General features: G+C 43.5%; 19 protein-coding genes and 1 tRNA gene. 12 read left to right on the top strand and 8 right to left on the bottom strand.

Annotated elements, in window-relative coordinates; all coding sequences use genetic code 11:
* Positions 1 to 277 precede the first annotated feature (277 nt).
* The 3 genes from OSC7112_RS16670 to tnpA form a co-directional block, all read right to left on the bottom strand.
* On the bottom strand, positions 278 to 2,047 hold the full coding sequence (locus tag OSC7112_RS16670; RefSeq protein WP_015176999.1) for a DUF3352 domain-containing protein: 1,770 nt from the start codon (positions 2,045 to 2,047) through the stop codon (positions 278 to 280).
* Between the two features lie 307 nt (positions 2,048 to 2,354).
* Positions 2,355 to 3,446: a hypothetical protein gene (locus tag OSC7112_RS16665; RefSeq protein WP_015176998.1), complete on the bottom strand. Its 1,092-nt coding sequence runs from the start codon at positions 3,444 to 3,446 to the stop codon at positions 2,355 to 2,357.
* Between the two features lie 231 nt (positions 3,447 to 3,677).
* Positions 3,678 to 4,091, bottom strand: a complete 414-nt coding sequence (tnpA, locus tag OSC7112_RS16660; protein ID WP_015175269.1) for an IS200/IS605 family transposase — start codon at positions 4,089 to 4,091, stop codon at positions 3,678 to 3,680.
* A gap of 45 nt (positions 4,092 to 4,136) precedes the next feature.
* Between tnpA and OSC7112_RS16655 the strand changes: the two genes are divergently transcribed.
* From OSC7112_RS16655 to OSC7112_RS16640, 4 genes are all read left to right on the top strand, one after another.
* Positions 4,137 to 5,540 carry an RNA-guided endonuclease InsQ/TnpB family protein gene (locus OSC7112_RS16655; RefSeq protein WP_015175679.1) on the top strand — a complete coding sequence of 468 codons (1,404 nt, stop codon included), beginning with the start codon at positions 4,137 to 4,139 and terminating at the stop codon, positions 5,538 to 5,540.
* A 153-nt stretch (positions 5,541 to 5,693) separates the two neighbouring features.
* A complete protein-coding gene (locus tag OSC7112_RS16650) occupies positions 5,694 to 6,932 on the top strand; it encodes an LL-diaminopimelate aminotransferase (RefSeq protein ID WP_015176997.1) in 1,239 nt (412 codons plus the stop codon).
* Positions 6,933 to 7,236: 304 nt separating this feature from the next.
* Positions 7,237 to 8,430, top strand: coding sequence for an AAA family ATPase (locus tag OSC7112_RS16645; RefSeq protein WP_015176996.1), 1,194 nt, complete (start codon positions 7,237 to 7,239; stop codon positions 8,428 to 8,430).
* Positions 8,420 to 9,361 (top strand): hypothetical protein, encoded by a 942-nt coding sequence (locus OSC7112_RS16640; RefSeq protein ID WP_015176995.1) that lies wholly within the window; start codon positions 8,420 to 8,422, stop codon positions 9,359 to 9,361. Before OSC7112_RS16645 ends, OSC7112_RS16640 begins: the two co-directional genes overlap by 11 nt.
* 31 nt (positions 9,362 to 9,392) lie before the next feature.
* Here OSC7112_RS16640 and OSC7112_RS16635 read toward each other — a convergent pair whose 3' ends face one another.
* Positions 9,393 to 9,635, bottom strand: coding sequence for a helix-turn-helix transcriptional regulator (locus OSC7112_RS16635; protein WP_015176994.1), 243 nt, complete (start codon positions 9,633 to 9,635; stop codon positions 9,393 to 9,395).
* A 215-nt stretch (positions 9,636 to 9,850) separates the two neighbouring features.
* Between OSC7112_RS16635 and OSC7112_RS16630 the strand changes: the two genes are divergently transcribed.
* A complete protein-coding gene (locus tag OSC7112_RS16630) occupies positions 9,851 to 10,114 on the top strand; it encodes a hypothetical protein (protein WP_006633059.1) in 264 nt (87 codons plus the stop codon).
* A 91-nt stretch (positions 10,115 to 10,205) separates the two neighbouring features.
* Positions 10,206 to 10,844, top strand: coding sequence for a Uma2 family endonuclease (locus tag OSC7112_RS16625; RefSeq protein WP_015176993.1), 639 nt, complete (start codon positions 10,206 to 10,208; stop codon positions 10,842 to 10,844).
* 44 nt (positions 10,845 to 10,888) lie between these two features.
* Here the strand turns inward: OSC7112_RS16625 and cofH are convergent, their stop codons facing one another.
* Positions 10,889 to 12,049, bottom strand: coding sequence for a 7,8-didemethyl-8-hydroxy-5-deazariboflavin synthase subunit CofH (cofH, locus tag OSC7112_RS16620; RefSeq protein WP_015176992.1), 1,161 nt, complete (start codon positions 12,047 to 12,049; stop codon positions 10,889 to 10,891).
* 125 nt (positions 12,050 to 12,174) lie between these two features.
* Between cofH and OSC7112_RS16615 the strand changes: the two genes are divergently transcribed.
* The 4 genes from OSC7112_RS16615 (at position 12,175) to OSC7112_RS16600 (ending at position 16,787) form a co-directional block, all read left to right on the top strand.
* Positions 12,175 to 13,389 carry a glycosyltransferase gene (locus OSC7112_RS16615; RefSeq protein WP_015176991.1) on the top strand — a complete coding sequence of 405 codons (1,215 nt, stop codon included), beginning with the start codon at positions 12,175 to 12,177 and terminating at the stop codon, positions 13,387 to 13,389.
* Positions 13,390 to 13,509: 120 nt separating this feature from the next.
* Positions 13,510 to 15,294 carry a glycosyltransferase family 39 protein gene (locus OSC7112_RS16610; protein WP_015176990.1) on the top strand — a complete coding sequence of 595 codons (1,785 nt, stop codon included), beginning with the start codon at positions 13,510 to 13,512 and terminating at the stop codon, positions 15,292 to 15,294.
* Between the two features lie 115 nt (positions 15,295 to 15,409).
* Positions 15,410 to 16,060 carry a hypothetical protein gene (locus OSC7112_RS16605; RefSeq protein ID WP_051041519.1) on the top strand — a complete coding sequence of 217 codons (651 nt, stop codon included), beginning with the start codon at positions 15,410 to 15,412 and terminating at the stop codon, positions 16,058 to 16,060.
* A 217-nt stretch (positions 16,061 to 16,277) separates the two neighbouring features.
* Positions 16,278 to 16,787 carry a helix-turn-helix domain-containing protein gene (locus OSC7112_RS16600; RefSeq protein ID WP_397317637.1) on the top strand — a complete coding sequence of 170 codons (510 nt, stop codon included), beginning with the start codon at positions 16,278 to 16,280 and terminating at the stop codon, positions 16,785 to 16,787.
* On the opposite strand, the gene OSC7112_RS16595 is transcribed toward OSC7112_RS16600, so the two are convergent.
* Positions 16,772 to 17,838, bottom strand: a protein-coding gene (locus OSC7112_RS16595; protein WP_150111641.1) for an ISKra4 family transposase whose coding sequence is annotated in 2 segments (ribosomal slippage) — positions 16,772 to 17,670 and positions 17,670 to 17,838 — 1,068 coding nt in all. Because the reading frame shifts where the segments join, the coding sequence is not laid out codon by codon here. The two genes, OSC7112_RS16600 and OSC7112_RS16595, sit on opposite strands and share 16 nt — an antisense overlap.
* A 362-nt stretch (positions 17,839 to 18,200) precedes the next feature.
* On the opposite strand from OSC7112_RS16595, the gene OSC7112_RS42400 reads away from it, so the two are divergent.
* Entirely contained in the window at positions 18,201 to 18,647 is a 447-nt protein-coding gene (locus OSC7112_RS42400; protein WP_397317635.1) for a transposase, read from the top strand.
* Between the two features lie 159 nt (positions 18,648 to 18,806).
* A complete protein-coding gene (locus OSC7112_RS38275; protein ID WP_015176988.1) occupies positions 18,807 to 19,133 on the top strand; it encodes a hypothetical protein in 327 nt (108 codons plus the stop codon).
* Between the two features lie 146 nt (positions 19,134 to 19,279).
* Here the strand turns inward: OSC7112_RS38275 and OSC7112_RS16575 are convergent.
* Positions 19,280 to 19,366, bottom strand: a tRNA-Ser gene (locus tag OSC7112_RS16575).
* 60 nt (positions 19,367 to 19,426) lie between these two features.
* Positions 19,427 to 22,036 (bottom strand): ComEC/Rec2 family competence protein, encoded by a 2,610-nt coding sequence (locus tag OSC7112_RS16570; RefSeq protein WP_015176987.1) that lies wholly within the window; start codon positions 22,034 to 22,036, stop codon positions 19,427 to 19,429.
* Positions 22,037 to 22,155: the final 119 nt, after the last annotated feature.

Here is a 22,155-nt window from a genome sequence, read left to right as displayed (position 1 = left end):
ATCCCTTCTGGATTCTGGCTGTTTAATTCTGAATTATTCTTCAGTAAGTCAAATTGTTAGGATATTCAGAAACCCGGTTTATTTAAATAAAAAACCGGGTTTTTGGTTGTTTTTTGTGTGAGGTTTTGTGAAGTAAAACTACTTAAATCCGGCTCTATTTCCCTCTTGTAGTCAAGTCCACTATTGCCGATTTCGATCGCCTGGTTTTGGGTTTTAATCGATCGCCCTGTTGGTGTTTAAGGGGATGTGCAGGCGGATTTGTGGAAGGATTTAAGAGTTAATTGGGTGAAGTTTGGACAGTGGGCGAGGGACTGGGAGAAGCAGGGCTCGGTGAAGCAGGGCGCGGTGAAGCAAGATTGGGTGAAGGATTTGCAGAAGGAGTGGATTGGGTGGATTTTTTGAGACCGACAAAAGCGTCATAACGGGTGGTACGATCGCCAATGACGGCCGCTGTAACGCCGATCGACCGCGTGGCGTCAATCCAAATTTTTTGGTTGGGAGGAAACTCCGGCAAAGCTAGGTTTTTCGGGTTAAACGCACTCTCGGTGTCGATGAAGAAATTGCCGTTGTGGGGTTGAAGTTGCGATCGTACAGTTTTCTGGAACAGTTCGCTGCTTAAAAGCGGACTTTTCGGTGCCGGAACGATCGCATCAACCACTGGAGCTCCTACTGTCATAAACGCTACATCGTTCATCCAGCCGCGAGTTACCGTAATCCCTCCAAACGGCGATGTCCATTTAATCGCCGGTTTGCCGCCGACTTGAATTTCCTCCACTCTAAACCCTTTAGTTTTCATCGTTTCATCAAGCTGTTTCAGGGATTTGTCGGCGGCGCCCCGGTTGTTTGTTTCCACCATAAATACAAACCCGGCAGCAAATTTGTCTTTGGGATTCTGTGCGGGCGCTGGTATTAATGAGAGAGAAAATTCTCCCGCCATCCAGTTCATCAAGTCTTTATCTAAATCCATGCCGGTAGTGGATTTTAAACCTGTGCGTAAAACTTGGGGATTAATCGGGGAAATCGGGTTGGCATCGGCTCCCAATACGTAGTCTTGCCACAAACGCTGCAAGTTGCCGCCGGATACCATCATTATTGTATTGCTTGGCAGGCGATTAACCATTTTTAGAGCATTGTTTTCTACTGCTATCCTTCTGGTAGAATCTGGTTTTAGCCAAGAGACAGATTTGAAGGCAATTCCTTCTTCTTCTAGCGTCGCTGTGGTGGCAAATCCCTGATTTTGTTGCAGTTTTTCGAGGTTTTCTGGCGAAATTTCGCGGGCTGAGTTGGCGGCGGCATAGGCGGCCGCTACTGGCATATTGACGTAGATTTGACCGAAGGCGCCCGGGCTTTTTATTTTGTCTATGGCGTCTGCATAGCCAGGGGTTTTGGCTAGGGAAGGTTCGCCTTTGTAGGTGTCGATTATTCTATCTGTAGCGCTAGAATCTGTGGTGACTGCTAAATAGTTTGTGCCGAGTACCGCGACTGAGAAATTGCGATCGGGTACGCCTTGAGTTTCTGTGACTTGCACGCCTTTATAATTACGCTCAACTATTTTTCCTTGGCTGAGGGGTCTGGGTTTTGCTAATAATTCTTTGGCTTTGATCGGGTTGGCAATTGGCAGGATAATGGCCACTGACTGTTGAATTGGCGGAGACGGGGGCGCGTTGGGTGCTGGGGAGGGGGCTGGTATAGCTATTTTGTTGCGGAGAAAGGCTACCATTGCTGTGCTACCCACCCACGGTTGAATGTCTTGCCCGTAGGCGTAGCCGTTGCTTGTGAGAAGCCGATCGCGCATTTCGGTTAAAAACCTCTCAAACGAAGCTTTTGACTCGGGCGTGCCAAACTCTCGCAGTTTATTCCACTGGGATTCATCGGTGGTGATGGATAGAGCCATCATCGTATCTTGCGGGACAACCGTTGCCCCCGCCGGCAAGTCTTTGGCGGGCCCACGGGAAATGACGAGGTAGTAAGTGACAAAGCCTAAACCGATCAGAAGTGTGGCGGCTCCGATCGTAAACAGCAGGGAAGATTTATCTTTCTTAAACATTATTCGTAAGGTTCGGGTGCTCGCAACATCATAAATTATATTGGGGATTGGGCATGGGCGATTGGGCGTGGGGCATGGGGCATTGGTAATTTGTTGTTTTTTATTTGTTATTAGAAAAACCACTCACCAGTAACCACTAACCACTACAGTCCTAGACGCAGAAACCGTTTTTTTACTAAATACTGGATTTGAGCCTTTAATACTCGTAAAAAACCCGGTTTCTTTGGTATTTACGCATAAGTCCTACACTAACTACTCCCGATCGCCAATTCCCGATGCCCGATGCCCGATGCCCAATTCCCTGATGTTAGTTTCTGGCCTTAAAGTCTTTAAAGATAGTTTGAAACGAGTACATCAGTCGGTGGACATCGTTTGTCGCTCTAGGAAAAATGTTGAGTTCCCATTTTTTGCGAGCGGTAGTTAGCAGTTTGGCTACGGGTTGCGAGTAACTGTTAGAAATGAAATAGCTGCCACCTTCGTAGCGAATATCTGACGCTAAGCCGATAAAAGCACCGGCCATTTCTAGTTTTAGTTCCGAGGTGCTGTGTTCCGATTTTACTGCTAAAATTACCTGCGAGTGCCGGGGTTCGCGGTTGAGCAAGCGGCAGATATTCGCTTCTTTTTGGGACAAGATTAAAACGTTGCAGTTGTGCAAAACTCCGGCTCTACCTTGGACTTTTACTCCTAGGTGAACTTCCAGGGCTGGTTTGTCGGGAAATTCCACAACAGCATGAGTGTATGGATGTGCAGTTCCGTGAATTTTTCCCGCTGTTTTTCTAAATGTTAAATATTTCGGTGTTTCGTCGTCTAAAACATTGTTGTAATAAATAGTACCGCCTTCATTAGCAACTGCTTTTAGCAGAATAGTGAAGAGGTAAGTGTCAAAAATTCTGGATTGTTCTGCCGCTGTGTTAAAATCGGGATCTATCGAGCTTTTTAATTTGCTTTTAATTTCGGAATTTATGGCGTAGTTGCTGGGCCCGGAGGGCAGTTTTTCGAGCAAGTGCTTGAGGGCGATCGCCTGTTTGTGACGGGGGGCTGTGACGCTGGAAGTAAACTCGATTGTTTTGGCAGTTTCGGCACCGGAATTGGCAAAGATAATTTTTGTGCCGAGGGGAGAGGTTTCTGATTCTACTTTCAAGAAATAAGCAATTTCGTCTTCCATTTCGGAAGTGTTGACGGTCGCTTGTTCGACAGCATCAATTAACAGCAAAAGTTGTTCTTTTGCGGTATAATCTTCTATCTTGAGCAGGGGTGTTTTTCTTTTGAGCGATCGCTCTTCAATTACTTTGCCTATCTCTACAGTATCCGCTACTTGTTGAACTACCCAACCCAAATTAAATTCATTCAGAATTGCCGCCAGTTCTTGATAGAGTTTGGCGTACTCGATCTCGTCCATAATTGTTTCTGCACTGCACACTATTCTGATTATACAAGCAGATTTGATTTTTTGGTCAAGTACCCTGCCGATTTTAGGTTTTAAATTTTAGCTAGACAGACGGGAATCCCCACACCATACCGATCAAGGTTGGTGTGGGATGAAAGGCGCGTGAGACGAGGATTCCATCTGTCCACAATCTCAAGGCGCAGCTTTGAGCGGTGGACAGATGGATGACGAGACGAACAAATCTTATTCTACAGGTCTATCTTGCCCCTCAATATACTTCTTTAATTGCTCAACCGTCACGCCACCACATGAAGCAATAAAATATCCATTTGTCCAAAAAACATCTTTCCAGTAAACTTTTTCAACTTCATCTACAAACTCTTTCCGCAAATAGCGACTAGATACAGTCTTAAGATTGTTGATAAGCTTACTTGGTTCAGTTTGCGGTGTATATTGAAGCAGCAAATGTACGTGGTCACGCTCACCATTAAATTCTACCAATCTTCCTTCCCATTTTTCCATTAAGTTCTTGAAAATTTCCTCAAGCCTAGACAACATTTGATCGGTCAGAACTTTCCGCCGATACTTGGTTGTCAACACTAAATGACACTTGAGATCGGAAACTCCTCTGGCTTTATGGATAAAATCTGTACTCATAGACTTGACACCAAACAACATTCTCTGATAAATTAACACTAATTAATGCGTATCGGCTACGATGCAATGAAAGCGACCTACCAGTACCAGTTCTATCCCGACACTAATCAAAAGTTAACCCTCAACCATTGGCTGAGAATCTGTCGCTATTGGTATAATCGACAGTTAGGTGATCGATTTGATTGGTGGGAGATGAACCGCACTGCTATAAATGCTTGTCCATTGATTGCTAGCATCTCTGCGCCCCGTGCGAAGCCCAACTACTACTCCCAAAAACAACAATTGCCCGTCATTAAGAAAGACCTAGTAAAAGTTTTTCATAGTGGCGAACTTTTGGATTTTAAGCAGGTAGATTCAACCGTACTGCAAGATGTCTCTAAGCGAGTAGACAAAGCTTTCGAGCGGTTTGTCATAGGGGATAGTAAGGGCGGAAGATCGGGTAAACCCCGCTTCAAGACTGAGGCAGACTACCGGACGATGACTTTTTCTACAGCTAACAGCGACTGGATTAAGTTGGTTCGTAAGAATTGGCTTTATATCCGACTGCCAAAGCTAGGCATCATAAAAGTTCGGATGCACCGTCTAATCCCTGATGGGTTTAGCGTCAAGCAAATCAGCGTAACTAGGAAGGCTGACGGTTGGTTCATCCAAATAATGCTTGAAGACGCTTCAGTACCGCAGTTTATTCCTGATAAAATTACCCCAAACTGGAACAACTCGATCGGGTTGGATGCGGTACTGCATGAAGATGTCTACCTGGCATCATCATCGGGCGAAAAGTTGCCTTCGTTAAAACCACTTCGTAAAAACCAATCTAAGTTAGACCGCATTTCAAGGAAGCGGAATAAGCAAAAACGTGGCTCTAAATCTCGACGAAAATTAGCCAAAAAAGAAGCGAGACAACACCAAAAAATAGCGCGTTCTCGCCAAGACTTCCATTACAAAACGGCTCACAAACTTGTCAAGTCTGGAGCTAAGTTTTTCTTTCACGAAGATTTGAACTTAAAGGGCTTAACAAAGCGGAATAAAGTTAAGCAAGACGATGAGGGTAATTACCTTCCGAACGGTCAATCAGCAAAATCAGGATTGAATAAATCTTGGTTGGATGCTGCGTTCGGTCAATTTTTCAAGACGCTGGAATACATAGCCGAAAAAGCTGGATCAGTCGTCGTTTCGCAAAAACCTGCTTATACTTCAATGGTTCTGTGCTATCGGAATGAAATCATTTTTACCGATTGTGGGATACGGAATTATTGGGATGAGCAAAACTCTCTGATGGTTGATCGCGATATTAATGCTGCGATAAATCTAAAGAGACTTGGGTTGGACATTTTCCCAAGTATAAAACGCCGTAGCGGGAATCTTTCTGTGGTGGGAACTATGGATGACCGTACCGTAAAGGAAATCTTGCACACCCTTCATCGGGCTGCTAAGAAGCCCACATCATAACTGTACTCAGTTTGATGTGGGAGTATGTCACGATTACTCTCACGGATGAATCCTAGGGCTTTTCGGTCAACAGTCAACAGTTAGCAGTCAACAGTCAACAGTCAACTGCCAATTAGCAGTAAGCTATTGTACGACATTTGTAGCGATCGAACTATGGCAACTATCAACGACAACTACCTCAAACTCAAAGCCGGCTACCTGTTTCCCGAAATTGGGCGCAGGGTGAAAGCCTATGCAGAGGCGAATCCCGAAGCGCCCATCATTCGGCTGGGGATTGGCGACGTGACGGAACCGCTACCGGCTGCTTGTCGGGAGGCGATGGTGAAGGCGGTGGAAGATATGGGCTCGCGGGATACCTTTAAAGGATACGGCCCGGAACAAGGTTATGAGTGGCTGCGGGAGAAAATTGCCGAGCACGATTTTAAGTCGCGGGGATGCGATGTGGATGCTTCGGAAATCTTTATTTCTGATGGTTCTAAGTGCGATTGCGGCAATATTCTCGATATCTTTGGCAACAATAACACGATCGCAGTTACAGACCCAGTGTATCCGGTGTATGTAGACACGAACGTGATGGCCGGGCACACGGGAGATGCGAACGAAAATGGGGAATACGGCGGCTTAGTTTACCTGCCAATTACAGCGGAAAACAATTTTACTGCCCAAATTCCCACCGACAAAAAAGTCGATTTAATTTACTTGTGTTTCCCGAATAACCCGACGGGCGCAACTGCAACCAAGGAACACTTGCAAGCTTGGGTAAATTATGCTAAAGCTAACGGTTCGATTATTTTCTTCGATGCGGCTTACGAAGCCTATATTACCGATCCGAGTTTACCGCATTCTATCTACGAAATTGAAGGGGCGCGCGATTGTGCGATCGAATTTCGTTCTTTTTCCAAAAATGCTGGTTTTACGGGTACTCGCTGTGCGCTAACAGTTGTACCGAAGACTTTGACTGGAAAAGCAGCAGATGGTTCCGATGTCGAAATTTGGAAGCTGTGGAACCGCCGCCAATCTACTAAATTTAACGGAGTTTCTTACATCGTGCAGCGCGGTGCTGAGGCGGTTTATTCAGAGGCTGGCAAGGCACAAATTCAGGCATTAGTCAATTTTTACATGGAAAATGCTGCGATTATTCGCGAGAAATTGACAGCGGCGGGAATCGAGGTTTTTGGTGGCGAAAATGCACCTTATGTGTGGGTGAAAACGCCTCACGGTTTGTCGAGTTGGGATTTCTTTCAGAAGTTGCTGGAAACTTGCAATGTGGTGGGAACACCCGGTTCTGGTTTCGGTGCAGCGGGTGAGGGTTATTTCCGCATTTCGGCGTTTAATAGTCGGGAGAATGTGGAAGAAGCGATGAGACGAATTGTGGAGAAGTTTAAGGTTTAATCTCATCTCCTGCTTAAACCGAAAAGCCCTCAGCCCGCCAGGGAATGAATTCCCTGGCTAATAGCTAAAGTCCTCTGAAGAGGACTAATGAATTCTTCAGTCCTCTTCAGAGGACTTTCGCTTTGAGACAGGGGTTTCAACCCCTGGCGGACTGCCGGAATCAGCGAAAAAGCATTAATTTCATATGTTGTGGAACAGGCCGGAAAGCCTGTTCATGAAAATAGTAAAAAATGTGAGTTATAATCTAAAATGATAGTGGCTCAGGGTTTCAATAAAAAATGCAACCCAACACCAGGAGTTTATTATGCACTTGCTACGAGTTCAAGTTCCTGATTTTCGCGGTTTAAAAAATATTGACATCACTTTTGAAAAAGATTTTTTTCCTAAGATTTTTCCGCTGGGAAGTCAAAATGGTGGCGGTAAAAGTACGCTGTTGCAGTTAATTTTTGTATTGTTGCACTGTTCTGTGGAGAGCGATAAAAAACGGTTTGTACAGAATCTGCTTCAGGGATTTAAAATTTTTGACGAGGAAGAAAAAATTTTAGCAATCATTGATATTTGGGATGAAGAAAAAATTGTCAAACTTGAATTTTATTGTCAAACCTTTAAACGTCAAAGGTCTAAAAGAAGGTTACTTTCTAATGCAAGAACTAATTTTTTGGTAGAAGAAACAAAGGTTTCTTACGAAAAAGAAGAATATAACATACATATATGTAATCTTGAAAAGGTTAAAGAAGAAATAGATAACGATGATATAACAACCCTAACAATTACACAGTTAAAATGTCGTTTTAACAGTCAAAGCCAGAAGCAAGCAGAATCATTCCTAGAGAAGATATCGCATAAAATTTTTTTAGCAGCTCCTTCAACACAGGTTTTTTTATTTCTCCCGCAAAAATCGAGGCAACTATTATTTAAAAAATCTAGTAACGGAGACAATAATTATTATGGTATACTCGAATCGGCACGATCTGAATTACAAGGCTTATTTACCTATGACTTCCTTGCTGTAGAGCTACTTATTGAATCTTTTAAAGATGCTCGCGATCGCGATTTTAGAGAAGCGATTAAAACAGGTAGCTACGGCAATAGCTATCAAACTCTAATTAACGACTTAAATTTGATGTTATTAAATAAAAAAATAAATTTAAATGAAGATTTTTCTGGTGTCAACTTTCACTTATATAATAATGGTGAAACTAGAGAACTATATCCCGAAGATTTAAGTCACGGCGAACTAAAAAGACTTAGCATTTATATATGGCTCAAGTTCCGCAACATAGAAGATGCTATTGTTTTGATGGATGAAGTTGAAATTGCTTTTCATCCAGATTGGCAATATCAAATTATATCAGACCTCAAAGAGTGGGCTCCCAGCAATCAATATATTCTCGCAACTCACTCCTACGCATTGTGTGAAGCTCTGACACCAGCTCATGTTAAAGAAATTGAGCCAAAACTTATCAAACAAGAATCTAATATTACAAATGAGTCTTAATCCAGAACAGCTAAAAAAACATTGTGAGGCAATTCTTCAATCTCGCAGAATTAAAAACAAAATTGTGGTATTGTGCGAAGGCCCTATTTCCGATATCGAGGGTAGGCGATCGCCTCAAGCTTATAAAAAAATGGAGGAAATGCCGGATGCCAACTTTTATAAGGCTTGCGTTCCCAGATGGTGGAGAGAAAAGCTGCCACAATTTTTCAACTGTGGCGATCGCAAAGATGTATTAGACACCTACTCTACTCTTTCAATATTACACGAAAAGGATACCAGTAATTCATATTTAGATCCCGATCGACTTTTTGCAATGATAGATTTAGACTTGCAACTGCAAACGATCGACAATTATATTTTTACAGATACAGAATCAATTTTTCGGAATCTTTACGAAAAATCGCAGGTGAAAGAGCAAAACGCAGCACAGCACCGGATCTGGATTACAGGTTTGATCCACAAAGAAGCATATTTTCTGACACCTCAACTTCAACCAATATTTGACAATTGTTGTAACGATCCCATTTATCAGGGAAATCCTGCGGTACTCGCAAATATTTATCTGGATATGGCTCATGCAATTTGTAGCGACTTGGATTTACAGAACAACCTACAGAGAGCGTTCGATCGCATTAGTTACTGTTCGGGATTGGATTGTACTGAAGTTCAAGCATTTCAGGCTTCGTGGAAAGAGCGGTTTCAAAATGCTGTAGATGAAACGCATAAAAATCAGTCTATCGCAGTTTTGCTGACAATTAAAAAAGCTAAAGATTATTGGCATCAAATTAAGCCATTTGGTGACTTTAGCCGGGAAGATTGGGTATTTAGAGAGCAACTATCGTTAGAAATTGGCAGATTTTATTCAGAGCAAAGTAGCGATGTTAAGTCTCATATTCCTTTTTTTTTCAAAATATTGTATGAGTTCGTTTAAATAAAACGCCTCAATTATAATATTCCATTTTCTATCCATCAGCATCGCTGGGATAACCAAATTGATCTGGCAACTCATCGACAGTAATTTGCAAAATCTTTAACAATTTCTTGAACTGAACAGGCGTTAGCTTCGGTACAGATCGCCCGGATTCCCAGTTCCTTACCGTCGCTTCCGTAACTCCAAGTGCTTCTGCTAGCTGCTTTTGAGTCAAAAACCGCTGAACTCTCAGTCGCATTAGGGGCGATCGCTCGGCTCTTTCTGAGATTTCCATAGGCTATTTGTTACTTTATGTTAACTAATGCACGTTTTTATTAAATACGTTGACGTATACCGTTATTTAATTTACGCTTGTAGCAAGAGAGGTTAGACAGCACCAGAACCGCAACTTGTGCTTTAGGGGAATTGCTGTCTTTTCTTCAACTTGTTATTGTACGCGGTTTTACCGTTACAAAGCATCAAACCTATCCAAAAATATTAGTCAAAGCTATGTTGCAAGATTCATCATCAAACCAAACATCGCCCAATGTTTTAACCAACCAAACCTTTGAGGGCGATCGCGAAGCAGTCCGTCACGTCATCATCGGTTCGCCGCTGGGGGTACGGCGAACTATCCACCAACTGCACGCATTGCGCTACGAGGAAGCTGTTCGTTGGACTCATCCGATCGCCATTCCCGACAATCGCATCATTATTACACCCGAACAGGGAGAAATCATGAGTCTGTTAGTCAAATTAATCCGGCTGCAATGAAGTTACTCCCTTGATTACTCGGCGATTGAAATCGCGTCTACATAAACAAAGTCCGCCTGCGCGGACTGAGAAATAAAAATAAATCAACATTATGACTATTAATCCCGTCCTTAAACCCGTTAGCCAAATAATGCTTGCTCCCGGCAGTGTCGTAACTATTCCCAATATAACTTGGCTGGAATTTGAGTCGATTTTGCAGGAATTAGGAGAAAAGCGAAGAACCAGAATTGCCTACAGCAACAGTACCTTAGAAATCATGGTTCCCTTACCAGAACACGAAAGGCCGAAAGATTTAATTTCCGATATTGTAAAAATTTTACTCAAGTCGGCGGGCAGAAGATATGAACCTTTTGGTTCTACTACTTTCAAAGGGGAAGGTGCAGCAGGAGTTGAACCTGATGCTTGCTTTTATATTCTAAATTATCAGCGGATGATCGGCCGCCGCCGACTGCAACCAGACGCTCCGCCGCCGGATTTAGCAATTGAGACGGATGTTACTTCTAAAACTACGATCGATGCCTATAAAATTATTGGAGTTCCAGAAGTATGGGTTTATGACAGCGGCAGACTTCGCATTTATTTGCTGCAAGATGGAGAGTATGTAGAATCGGATATTAGTCCGAATTTTCCAGAAATCGCGATCGCCCAACTGATTCCTGCTACAGTGGAACGTGCTTGGCAGGTTGGAAATTTGCAAGCGCTAGAAGAATTTGAAAGTGCGATCGGCTAAACTCCTAGGATGCGTTACGCATTTCGCACTTCACATCCAAAAAATCACACACTTACTGCCAAATTGTCAACCCCTAAAGGTCGATAAATTGTATCTCTTTGCTGATAACTCCGCCCCAAAGAACTAATCGCATTTTGCAAATCTTCCACCGACTGACAACTGCCGCCAACCGCACCGGCCATTGTCGTAATGTGCTCTTCCATCAAAGTGCCGCCGATGTCGTTGCAGCCCCATTTCAGCGCTTCTGTAGCTCCATCTAAACCTAATTTTACCCAACTCGGCTGGTGATTGGAAATCAAATTGCCTAAGAAAATTCTCGATACAGCGGTGAGTAACAATGTATCTTCTAAAATTGGTTGGTCGCGGCCGACTCGACTCCGCAAAGGAGCCGGTGCTTGCTGTCCGACAAATGGTAGTAAAATAAATTCTGTAATGCGTGCCGGATAGTTTTGGTCGATCGCAGTTTGTTGGAGCGATCGCACTTTTTCTAAATGCAAAACCTGCTGTTCGGCTGTCTCAACATGCCCGCAAAGCATCGTACTCGTTGTCGGCAAACCCAGACGGTGAGCAGTTCCCACAATTTCCAGCCAAGTTGCCGAATTGAGTTTTTCCGGGCAAATCACCCGTCGCACAGCATCGTCGAGAACTTCCGCCGCAGTTCCCGGCATCGAACCGATTCCCGCATCCTGCAAAGCCGAAATTACATAGCTGAAACTCAGATTATCTTCTCGGGCAATAAATTCTATTTCTTGCGGCGAAAAAGCGTGCAAGTGCAACTGAGGAAACTTATCCTTAATGGTTTTTACCAATTGCAGATAATAAGGCAAAGATGCGCCGTTGAGCTTAGCTTGAAGATTTAAGCCCCCCTGCATACAAATTTCCGTCGCACCCCGCTGCACTGCATCAGTTGCCTTTTCCTGAATTTGGGCTGCATCTAACCAAAAAGCGCCCTCATCTTTCTCGTCGCGGCGGAATGCACAAAAACTGCAATGCTGCTCGCAAATATTGGTGAAGTTAATATTGCGGTTGATAACGTAGGTGACAGTATCCCCTGATTGCCGGCGGCGGAGCAAGTCAGCCGTTGTTTGAATAGAAGAGCGCGCGTCTGGATCTCTTTGCTGCAAAAGCACCAAGGCCTCTGCGGTAGAGATGTTATAACCTTGTAAAGCTCGATCGAGAATTGCATCCACAGTTTTCTTTTTCATTCAACTACATAATTACTGACTAGAATTAAGGCGTTTTTATATTTTAACTAATCAATTATGGAGGAACGATATCCTAAAATCTCAAGTCTTACAAAACCATCCTTGACTTTCTGAACACTGAAATTATGGGCATCAACGAAGCAAATCAGGTCTTGCCAATGCCGTCGGGGCCTTTGCAAATTCCTGCTATACAGACTTTCGGTTCAGGTTTTGTACACGCAGGCACACCGCCAATTTATTTTTCCCTGGTAATTCCCACCTACAACGAGTGCAGGAATATCCAGAGTATTGTGGAAAAATTGAGCCAATTGCTCGATGGCAGTATTCCGGGCGACTACGAATTAATTGTAGTCGATGACGACAGCCCCGATCGCACCTGGGAAGTCGCCCTGTCCCTGACACCGGAATATCCGCAATTGCGGGTGATGCGCCGGGAACACGAGCGGGGACTTTCCACGGCCGTAATTCGCGGGTGGCAGGCGGCTCGGGGCGAGGTTTTGGGCGTCATCGATGCCGACTTGCAGCATCCCCCGGAGACGATGTTGCAGCTTTTAGCAGAAATTCAGCGGGGAGCAGATTTAGCTGCTGCCAGTCGTCACGTGGGCGAGGGCGGGGTGAGCGACTGGAGCCCTGTCAGGCGATTTTTATCGCGGGGCGCTCAAACCGTGGGGTTGCTGATCCTACCGGGAGTGGTGGGCCGAGTTTCCGATCCGATGAGCGGGTATTTTATGGTGCGCCGCAGTTGCATAGCGGGCAAAACCATGAATCCTGCTGGTTACAAAATATTGATTGAAGTGCTCGGCAGAGGCGATATCCGCTGGATTGGAGAAGTTGGTTACGTGTTTCAGGAGCGGCAAGAAGGGGAGAGCAAAGTTACCTGGAAACAGTATATTGAGTATTTGCGACATTTGCTTCGGTTGCGGTTGGCCCGCTGGCCGATGGGCAAGTTTCTGCGGTTTGGCATTGTGGGTTTCAGTGGCGTGTTTGTGAATCTGGGGGTTTTGTACGTGCTGTCCGATATCCTCAATTTTGAGGTGAATGGCAGTCTGATCGTTGCTGCTGAATTGGCAATTATCAGTAACTTTTTGTGGAATGATTTGTGGACTTTTGGAGACATTTCTAAGCGGCAGCCAAGAAAGCGCCAGCGATTGAAACGGCTGTTGAAATTTAACACGATTTGCTTGATGGGTTTGATTTTGAATTTGCTGCTGTTTAATTTGCTGTTTAATGTTTTTGGGATGAATAAATATCTTGCTAATTTAATCGCGATCGCGACTGTGACTCTGTGGAATTTCTGGATCAATATGAAGCTGAGCTGGCGGGTGACGGACGTGAAGTAGGTAATGCGTAATTGGTAATTGGTAATTGGTAATTGGTAATTGAGAATTGATAAAATGACTAATGACTAATGACTAATGGCTAAGGTATCTTCTTCGCTAGGCTTTTGAATTACTGAATTAATGATTAAGAACAAACAACTGTTGTTGCTATTTCTGTGGACGGCGATCGCCTCGATCTTGCGATTTGCCAATTTAAACTCGAAACCGCTGTGGACAGACGAGTTTTCGACTCTAGTTTTTAGCTTGGGCAACAGTTTTCGAGGGGTGCCTCTCGATCGCGCGATCGACCTTTCTACATTATTACAACCGCTGCAATTTCGCCCCGGTGCTGACATTGCAGATGTCCTCAACCATTTGCTCCTAGAAAGCAATCATCCACCAGTATATTTTATGCTCGCCCACTGGTGGATGCGACTGTTTGGGCCTTCAGAAGATAGTTTAGTTTGGATTGGGCGAGCTCTTCCTGCATTATTGGGCGTAATTTCAGTTCCAGCTATCTACTTTTTGGGCAAATTTGCTTTTAGTTCTCGTTTAGTCGGTCAATGTGGGGCCGCGATGATGGCAGTTTCTCCCTACGGCATTTATCTCGCTCAAGAAGCTCGCCATTACACTTTAGGAATCTTATTAGTTATTGCCTCTCTTTTTTGCCTCGTCTTAGCTGCAAAAAAGCTGCAACAGCGCGCTCCCCTGCCTGTTTGGGCGGTTCTGCTTTGGGTAGTTGTTAACTGTTTGGGAATTGCCGTTCACTACTTTTTTGCACTGGCTTTGTGTGCCGAAGCAATAGCATTAATTGCTGTAATCTGGCAGGAGTTTAAGGGAAAGTTGCCAATTTCAAACAGCCAGCAGCCTAATATTTGGCAATTTCAAATCCTGTGGCGGCTTTTCGCAGTAGCGATTGGCACTTTAGCTGGCGGTTTAGTTTGGTTGCCGGTATTTTTGTCAAATAAATACGGCAGCGAACTAACTAATTGGATTGTCAGCGGCGATCGCACATTTTTAGATTGGCTCAATCCAATTTTTCAAGCTTTAGCTGGATGGATCACTGTCATGTCTCTGCTGCCCATTGAATCGTCAAATTTGGCCGTAGTGGTTGCATCGGCGATCGTAATGGCAATATTTTTTATATTGGTGCTTCCCATCCTGTTTAGCGCTCTTAAAACTTCCTTAAAAACAACCAATACTCGTTTAGGTACTGTTATTTTCGGCGGATTTGTGCTAGGAGCAATTTTCCTATTTTTCAGCTTTGCATATATTCTAGGGATTGACCTAACTCGCGGCGCACGATACAATTTCGTCTACTTTCCGGGAGTGATATTGCTGTTAGGAGCAACCTTGGCGGTTATTTTTAACACACCTACAGCAAAAAGTCAATGGTTTAATTTTCGGGCGATCGAAGTTCCGGGCAAAAAAGCAGTGGTGCTAATTTTAGCAATGGGTTTTGCAAGCGGTGTGACAGTAAATTCCAATCTCGGCTATCGCAAATATTACAAACCAGACCTTTTAATTCCGATTATCCGCGAAGTCTCGAAAGTTCCCGTGTTAATTGCTACTACTCAAAAGACTCATGTAGAAATAGGAGAGTTGATGGGGATAGGGTGGGAATGGGAAAGAAGTTCGGCAACGGATTTTGTAGCGGATGTAATGGATGTAAAGGATGTTAGGAAGAAAGAAGAAGTTAAAGCCTTTGATTCTCCCCTGTTTCTTTTGGCTAATCAGAGAAGGGATGCCCCGGAAATAGCGGCAGGGACACTTGACAAAACACTCAGTCAATTAGAACGCCCGCTTGATTTGTGGTTGGTTAATTTTCGCGCACCTGTCAATCTAGAAGCACAAAAATGTCAGGTTGAATCGCCAGAGTTGCCTGCGGTGGATGGGTATGAATATCAAGTTTATCATTGTTCTTGATTTGGCGATCGCCCGCAACGACAGTCCGATCGCTGTAGCAACCTCCGAGAACAACAAAGCTTAATCTCTCCCATCCTTGGTCTGCTAAAAAAATATAAATTTGTGCTTTTAGGAGATGCGTGAATTTGGGAGTGTTAAGCTGGCAAGTTGGCTGTGTGAAAAGAATATCAAGTTTGTTTTAAGAATAAAACAGGGACGGTATATTCAAGAACAAGGAAAGGAATTTAAGCGGCCGATCGAGTGGGGTTTAGTACCAGGTACGAGCTTTTATTTGCCGGGAGTTAAAGTCACAAAACAGAAAGGATTTGGCTTGTTTGATGTCGCTGGTTATTGGCAACGCAAATATCGAGATAGCGGTGAAGATGAAGGCTGGTATTTACTCACAAATATCGGCACATTGAAACAAGCTGTAACAGCGTTTAAATGTCCCAGTGGTATTGAAGCAATGTTTAAGGACTGTAAAACAGGAGGCTATAATCTTGAAAAAAGCTACGCTTCTGACGACCGCCTAAAAACTTTAATTTTATTGATAGCTTTGGCTTACAGTTGCGCTATTTTACAGGGACGTAAGTTTAAGCTTATGGGAATTCAGAAATACATCGGTCGCCTGATTGAGTGGAAACGATCGCAACGCCGTCATAGTAGTTTTTGGATTGGATTATATCCCTCTTCTGTCACTTTCGGTAGAGATTATTATCCTACTCCTATTCTAATTAAAGTAGGGTGCGTCGCCGCCAGAATTCTGATTGTTTACGACTATCAATGAGCGACGCACCATACCGCTATACTCTCGCCCGAAGTGACAAAAGAGAGATACAGCGTATTCCAGGTTTATGAAGTACACCGCGCAAAACCTGGTTTCTTTAAAGTTCTCGCATCATTACTGATTCTGTTCCTCGAAACCCGGTTTCTCCGTACTAAGCTGTTGTGCATTTAAAACGCATATTGGTATAATATAACATAATGATATTCAGAAAAAGTGAATGCCTGCTAAAAACTTTCTAAGTTCCGAAACAAAGGAAAATCTTCAACAAGTATTAAAAGAGCATGAGCATCCAGATATTCGGCAAAGAGCCTTAATTTTTTTGTTACTAAATAACGGAAATACACAAGCTCAAACTGCTGAACTAATTGGATGTTCTCTAAGAAAAGTTGCTTATTGGAGTATTCATGGTGATCCTGAGAATTTAGACAGTTTTAAAGATGATAGGATGAAGGGTAACTACCGAAAAGCCACAGAAGAATACATTGATTTACTTCTAGAGACAATTGAAGTAGAACCTGAGAAATATGGCTATGAATTCGGGAGATGGACAACAGCTAGACTTGCCATATATTTAGGAAAAAAGACAGGAATTGAACTGAGTAGCACTCAAGTAAGGAGGATTTTAAAGTCAAAAAAGTATGTTTACCTTTGGGCAAAATATAGCTTAGAGGATAAACAAGATACCGGGTGCATCTCACTTTGGCACATACATCAAATTGAAAGTTGACCGTTGAGATAAGCACAGCGAAGAGCAAGCATAGAGGAAACGTTCTCAATATTCCATTGCGCTCCCGATATTTTTACCCTTAATCCAATGCGTTTTATTGTTGATTCCACTGTTCCAGAACCAATCGAACTTATGGATTCTTCTTTGTAGTATTGGTAATTTACTATTCGGCAGCGATGGGTATCTAAATAATTGCAAAACGTTTTAAATGCTTGACCTTTAAAGTCTTTAAATAAATTTATAACTTCATCAACTTTGCCTTGCCATAACATATTTTCGGCTAATTTCAATCGTTTTATTGAACCCCCTACCTTGTAGAGATTTTCTTTCAGATGATACCAATCTAAGATTTCTTGTCTTTGTTCATTGTCTCCAATTTCTTTAAATATGTTCCAAATTCCGGCATGGCCATCTCCGAGGCAATACATAGGATGTAGTAATTTTTGGCTATTAGTCCAATCAATTAAATCTTGATTATTTTGAAAAAACGCTCCCGCATAAATATTATCTAAACACACGGCTTTATAGTCTTTCCAGTAACAGCTCTCGCCCTTGGTTGCGTTGCGTAGTCTGACTTTACCGCCATCCAATGTAATTTCTTTGACTCCTTGTTGAGATGTAGGCAATTCCAATTCTTGTCTTTTGACTAATCTTTGTAATGTACTGTGAGAAATTTTGATCCCAGTAAATTTTTCCAAATCTTTTTCTGCCATTTGATAAGATTCGTTAGCACTGATTAAAAGACAGCAATTTTCCATCAGGGGACTAAATTGACTGTAAGCTTTTAAGCCAAAATATTTTGCCTGATTATCTGTAATGTCGAGCGATCCGATTATTGATTTTATTTTTCGGGGTTTTCCTGTTTGAATTCCTGATACTGCTGAAAAAAAAAGCTACCTATTTCTGGACCAACCTCTGATAACATTTTCTGACGGACTGCTTTTTCTATACTTTCAAAAGTTTTTAACTCAGTTGGCTCTGTATTTCTGTAAAGAATTTTTGCTACCGCTTTTAAGTGGGCTTTTAGTTGTTGTTGGTCTGAGGGTGTCATTTTATTTACCTCATCTTTATTTGACGATTTTACTAGCTTTTTCATTTTAACTCTTTTTTGACACATTCGCAAAAGTGAGATGCACCCAAGATACCGTAGAGAGGGGTTTATTTAAAGATAAATTAGCTGAATATCTAAAAATAGAAAAGAATCTCCTAACCTTTTACAGGTATGGTTTTGGGACGAGAGTGGATTTAGTTTAAGAGTAATCAGAAGGAAGAACTGGTGTAAAAAAGGGACTCGAAGTAAAAAAGAGGAGAGCGACGAAAAGGTCGTATTAATGTCATGGGTGGAGTGAGATATTCAGATAAAAAAGATGGGTAGATTTTATTCCATCTGGGAATTCTGCTAATTTTTATGCAGTGCTAAAAAATTTTTATGAAGATTTAAAAGCCGAGTGGATATTGCAAGGAAATTTAGCCGAAGACTTTAAAGATAAGGGCTGTAAGTTTGTGATAATTTTGGACAACGCTAGTTTTCATAAAAAAGCCGAGACTTTGCAGAAAATAGCGTCAGAAATGCCGAATCTAATCATAGAGTTTTTGCCCAAATATAGCCCTGACTATAACCTAGTTGAATTAGTATGGCATTCTGCCAAGGAATATGTTGCTAATAGATTATTTGAATCCATTGAAAAACTAGAATCACTGTTACATAAACTTTTAAACGAAGGAGGACTAATTATGAAATGGAACCGAAAAATAAAAATAAAGGTAACTTGGTTAATGCTGTTTAGATGTCGAACAGCTTACATTTACATGGAATATGCTGTATGGTCAATTGTGGGCCGAGCGTTGCGGAGGGAGTAGGGATGGATTTTTGCCATGCAATTATTGCGGAATTGATTAAAATTAGACGCTACGGAGCTCCCATTCTTTCAGAAGGGTTTGAGGGCTATGTCCTTGATTTTATCAAGCTTTTGACGCGGTTGTCACCCCGTCAGACAAACCAGGATAGACGAGCTTGAAGTGGAGGGAGAAGAAATCGAGAAATTGCGATCGAGCCTAGAAAGGAGTGACGGGCTTATCAATTTGAGGAATCAAGAAATCTCAGGGCTAAATTCCCGGCTGGCAGCGAAGGATGAAACCATCGCAAAGCTGGGCGAGGAAATTTACAGGCTCCAATTGCAACTTGAGCGCCCATCGCCAACTCAACCCGAAACCTCAGCGACAAGCGGAACCGATTTGTCAGAAATCGAACCGGCAGGCTTGCTCAACCAGTTAAAATCGCGACGCAAAAAGTCGAGGGCTGACTTGGCAGACGTGGAGGCAATTTTAGAAATACTTCTATCCTGACCGATCGCGCACAGATGGGGTGGAGTTAAAGCAAAAAGTGGTATACAAGAATGGTTTGTATACCACTTTTGTATACCACTGCCGATAAATTGCACAGATGGCTAAAAAAGCAGATAGCTTCAAAGCCTTGTGGAGTAATGGATGTACGGAGAGGGTGGGATTTGAACCCACGTTAGAGTTACCCCTAAAGTAGATTTCGAGTCTACCGCATTCAACCGCTCTGCCACCTCTCCAATTGATTCGAGATATGAGCTAAAAGTATTTTACCGCACAGTGCGCCAGATTGTAAATCTTTATAAAAAAGAAGTTTGATTTTCTTCAGATTCCAAAGTAGTCTTAAATCCCCCTGCTGGAGTCCACTGGAGGGCTCCGTCGCGCCCTGTCCAGAATATCTGGGTTTTGCTTTGGCGCAGTTGGGCTGCGGTTTCTGGGTCGATTTCGTCAGCAGATGCGATCGCCACTTGCGGCCCAACTGCGGTCAATAACTCAGGCGTCAGAGCTTTTCCCGACCACCACAGCACTTGAGCCGGCTTCAAGGTTCCCGTTGCTGCCAATTTTTTTTGCGCTTCCGGTGTCATTTCACCGACGAGCAACCAAGTTCGATTTCCCACCAGGAATTCTACCACCGGAATCTCCGCATTCACCAACTGCAACCGCGTCGAACCCAGATCGACTTTACTGTTAGTTTCTAAAGGAAAGTAAACGCCTTGGCGAGATTGCACAGCCGTTATAAATTCCTGATTGCTGCCACGGTGAATTTGTTTCGGAGCAGGGTTATCATAAAATGTTTTAATTGGCAACCGTTCTAGTAATTTTCCCCAACCGCTGTTCAAACCTAAATGACTGTGAGCGGCGATCGCAAAATTCACAGAATTAACTCCTTGCTGCTGCAAAAAAGGCAGCACTGTAAACCTCACAGTATTTTCATCACCGCTATTGATCAGCGCCACTTTTCCCCTATCTTGAATTACTAAAACTGGTTCCCCAGATGTCGCCAGCAAAGTAACTTGAAATAAAGATGCTTGAACGTGCCAAGCTGGCAAAACTATGATACTTATTCCCGCCACCAGCGCCAGCGGTAAAATCCAAGCCGCAGAAAAAACTGGCAGCGCAATAACTCTACTTTTCCCCTTCTTCCCTTTCCCCTTTTCCTGGTTTTTTCCTCTGACTGCTTCCGGCTTCCGTCTTTTTTCTTCCTTCCTCATTGTATCCGTTACATCCGTTACAGAATCCGTTGCCGAACTTCCCCCGATCCAAACCCAGCAAATTAAACTGTAAAGCGCGATTAACTGAAATACCGATACTTGACCGACAGCTACCGAATTACCGGGTAATTGCGAGAAATATTGGGCGATCGCAATTAACCCCTTTGCCGGATAATCGAGCAGTTGCGCTAAAACACTGCCAGCAGGCGGAAAAATCAATCCAGCTAAAGCGCTAACCATCCCCCCAATACTCAAAATCCACAGCAAAGGAGCCGCAATAATATTGACTAAAATGCTGTAAGGTGATACAACGCTAAAAACGTAAAGTAGCAGCGGCAGCACCCAAATTGAAGCCGCGATCGGAACCACAACAATCGAAGCGATCGCGGGCGGCATCCAGTCCAATTTTGCCATCAGCGGCGGCGTTGTCACGATTAACCCTAAAGTTGCCAAAAAACTCAGTTGGAAACCTAAATCCCAAATCCACAAAGGGTTAACCAGCAGTAAAATAGTAGCAGCAATTAACAGCAATCCCAGCGGCTTAATTGCGCGGTTCAACAGCAAAGCAAATAGTGTTCCAAATCCCATCAAAGCCGCGCGGCATACTGAAGCTTCAAAGCCAGTTAACGCCACGAGCAAAAATAAAGCACCGACGCCAAAGCTAAATTGTAATTGTTTGGAAAAACGCCTGGTTAAAGCTAGAACTAAAGCCAAAACCATCGAAACTTGAGTGCCGGAAGCTGCGATCGCGTGGGCCAATCCAGCCTGCACAAAATAGTCGCGGATGTTGTAAGGTAAATCTACTGCTTGTTTGCCGAGGGCGATCGCACCGATCAAGGGCCCTTCGGGAACATTTAACTGCGATAGTTGCGATCGCACGATCCGCTGCCGCATCGCTTGAATTGTCGATGGCCGCATCCCGCTTGACTCCCAGAAAGCAGCCGTTTGGCTGTTAACTCGATTTACATCCGCGATCGCATTTTCTCTCGTCCAGTCAATTTGACGCCCTTTTAGCCCTGCAAAAGCTCCTTCCCTGGCTAAATATTCTTGAAAATCAAAAGCCCCCGGATTCGACGGCGGCTGCGGTTTGTACAAGGAACCCACAACTGCGATCGTATTGTCGGCGTACAAGCCAGTTGCTTGCAGGAGGGGCACTGTAACGTAGAGTTTGCCTGATACTGGGCGGTTGACAACTACTCCTCCCTCGCCACCGTTGATTTCGCTAACTAAATCTGTTTCTAGCCAAAATTGCGATCGACCCGATCGAGTCAATCGAGGCGTACTGACAACTCTACCGCGAACTGTCACTGCCACTTCTTGAGTGTTCCCGCCAGCCGGAATCAGTTTGCTGATGTCATCTATTGCCGGTTGGGGCGATCGAACTGCAAAATAAACGCTAGCTAGAAATGCCACCAAACCCGCCACTGCCCACACCCATTTCGCTCTAGGCAGCATCTCCAACAAACTCAACTCTTCCCTCGCATCTAAGGGTGCTTCAAGAGCATTTTCTTTTTGTCTGCTGCGTCTTTTCTTAGTAACTTTGACAGAATTTTTAGTATATTTTCGCAACAATTTTGGCAGGGCGATCGCTACCGCTATTCCCAAAGCAAGTATCGCGTATCTACCCCAAGAAACCGCTGTAGAAATCAATCCCAAAATGTAGGCAAGACAGAAGATGACACCCGTTGCTTGATTCATTAATTAGCAATTTAGAGGGGGAATATTTCAGGGAAACCTATGCGGGACTTATGCACTCCTTACCAAAGAAACCGGGTTTTTCAACCGGGGTAAAGGGCTAAACGCCCTGAACTTGGGTA

It is taken from the genome of Oscillatoria nigro-viridis PCC 7112 (assembly GCF_000317475.1).
GTDB lineage: Bacteria > Cyanobacteriota > Cyanobacteriia > Cyanobacteriales > Microcoleaceae > Microcoleus > Microcoleus nigroviridis.
The sequence above is the reverse complement of the archived record's forward strand: the minus strand, read 5'-3'. Positions and strand labels throughout refer to the sequence as shown.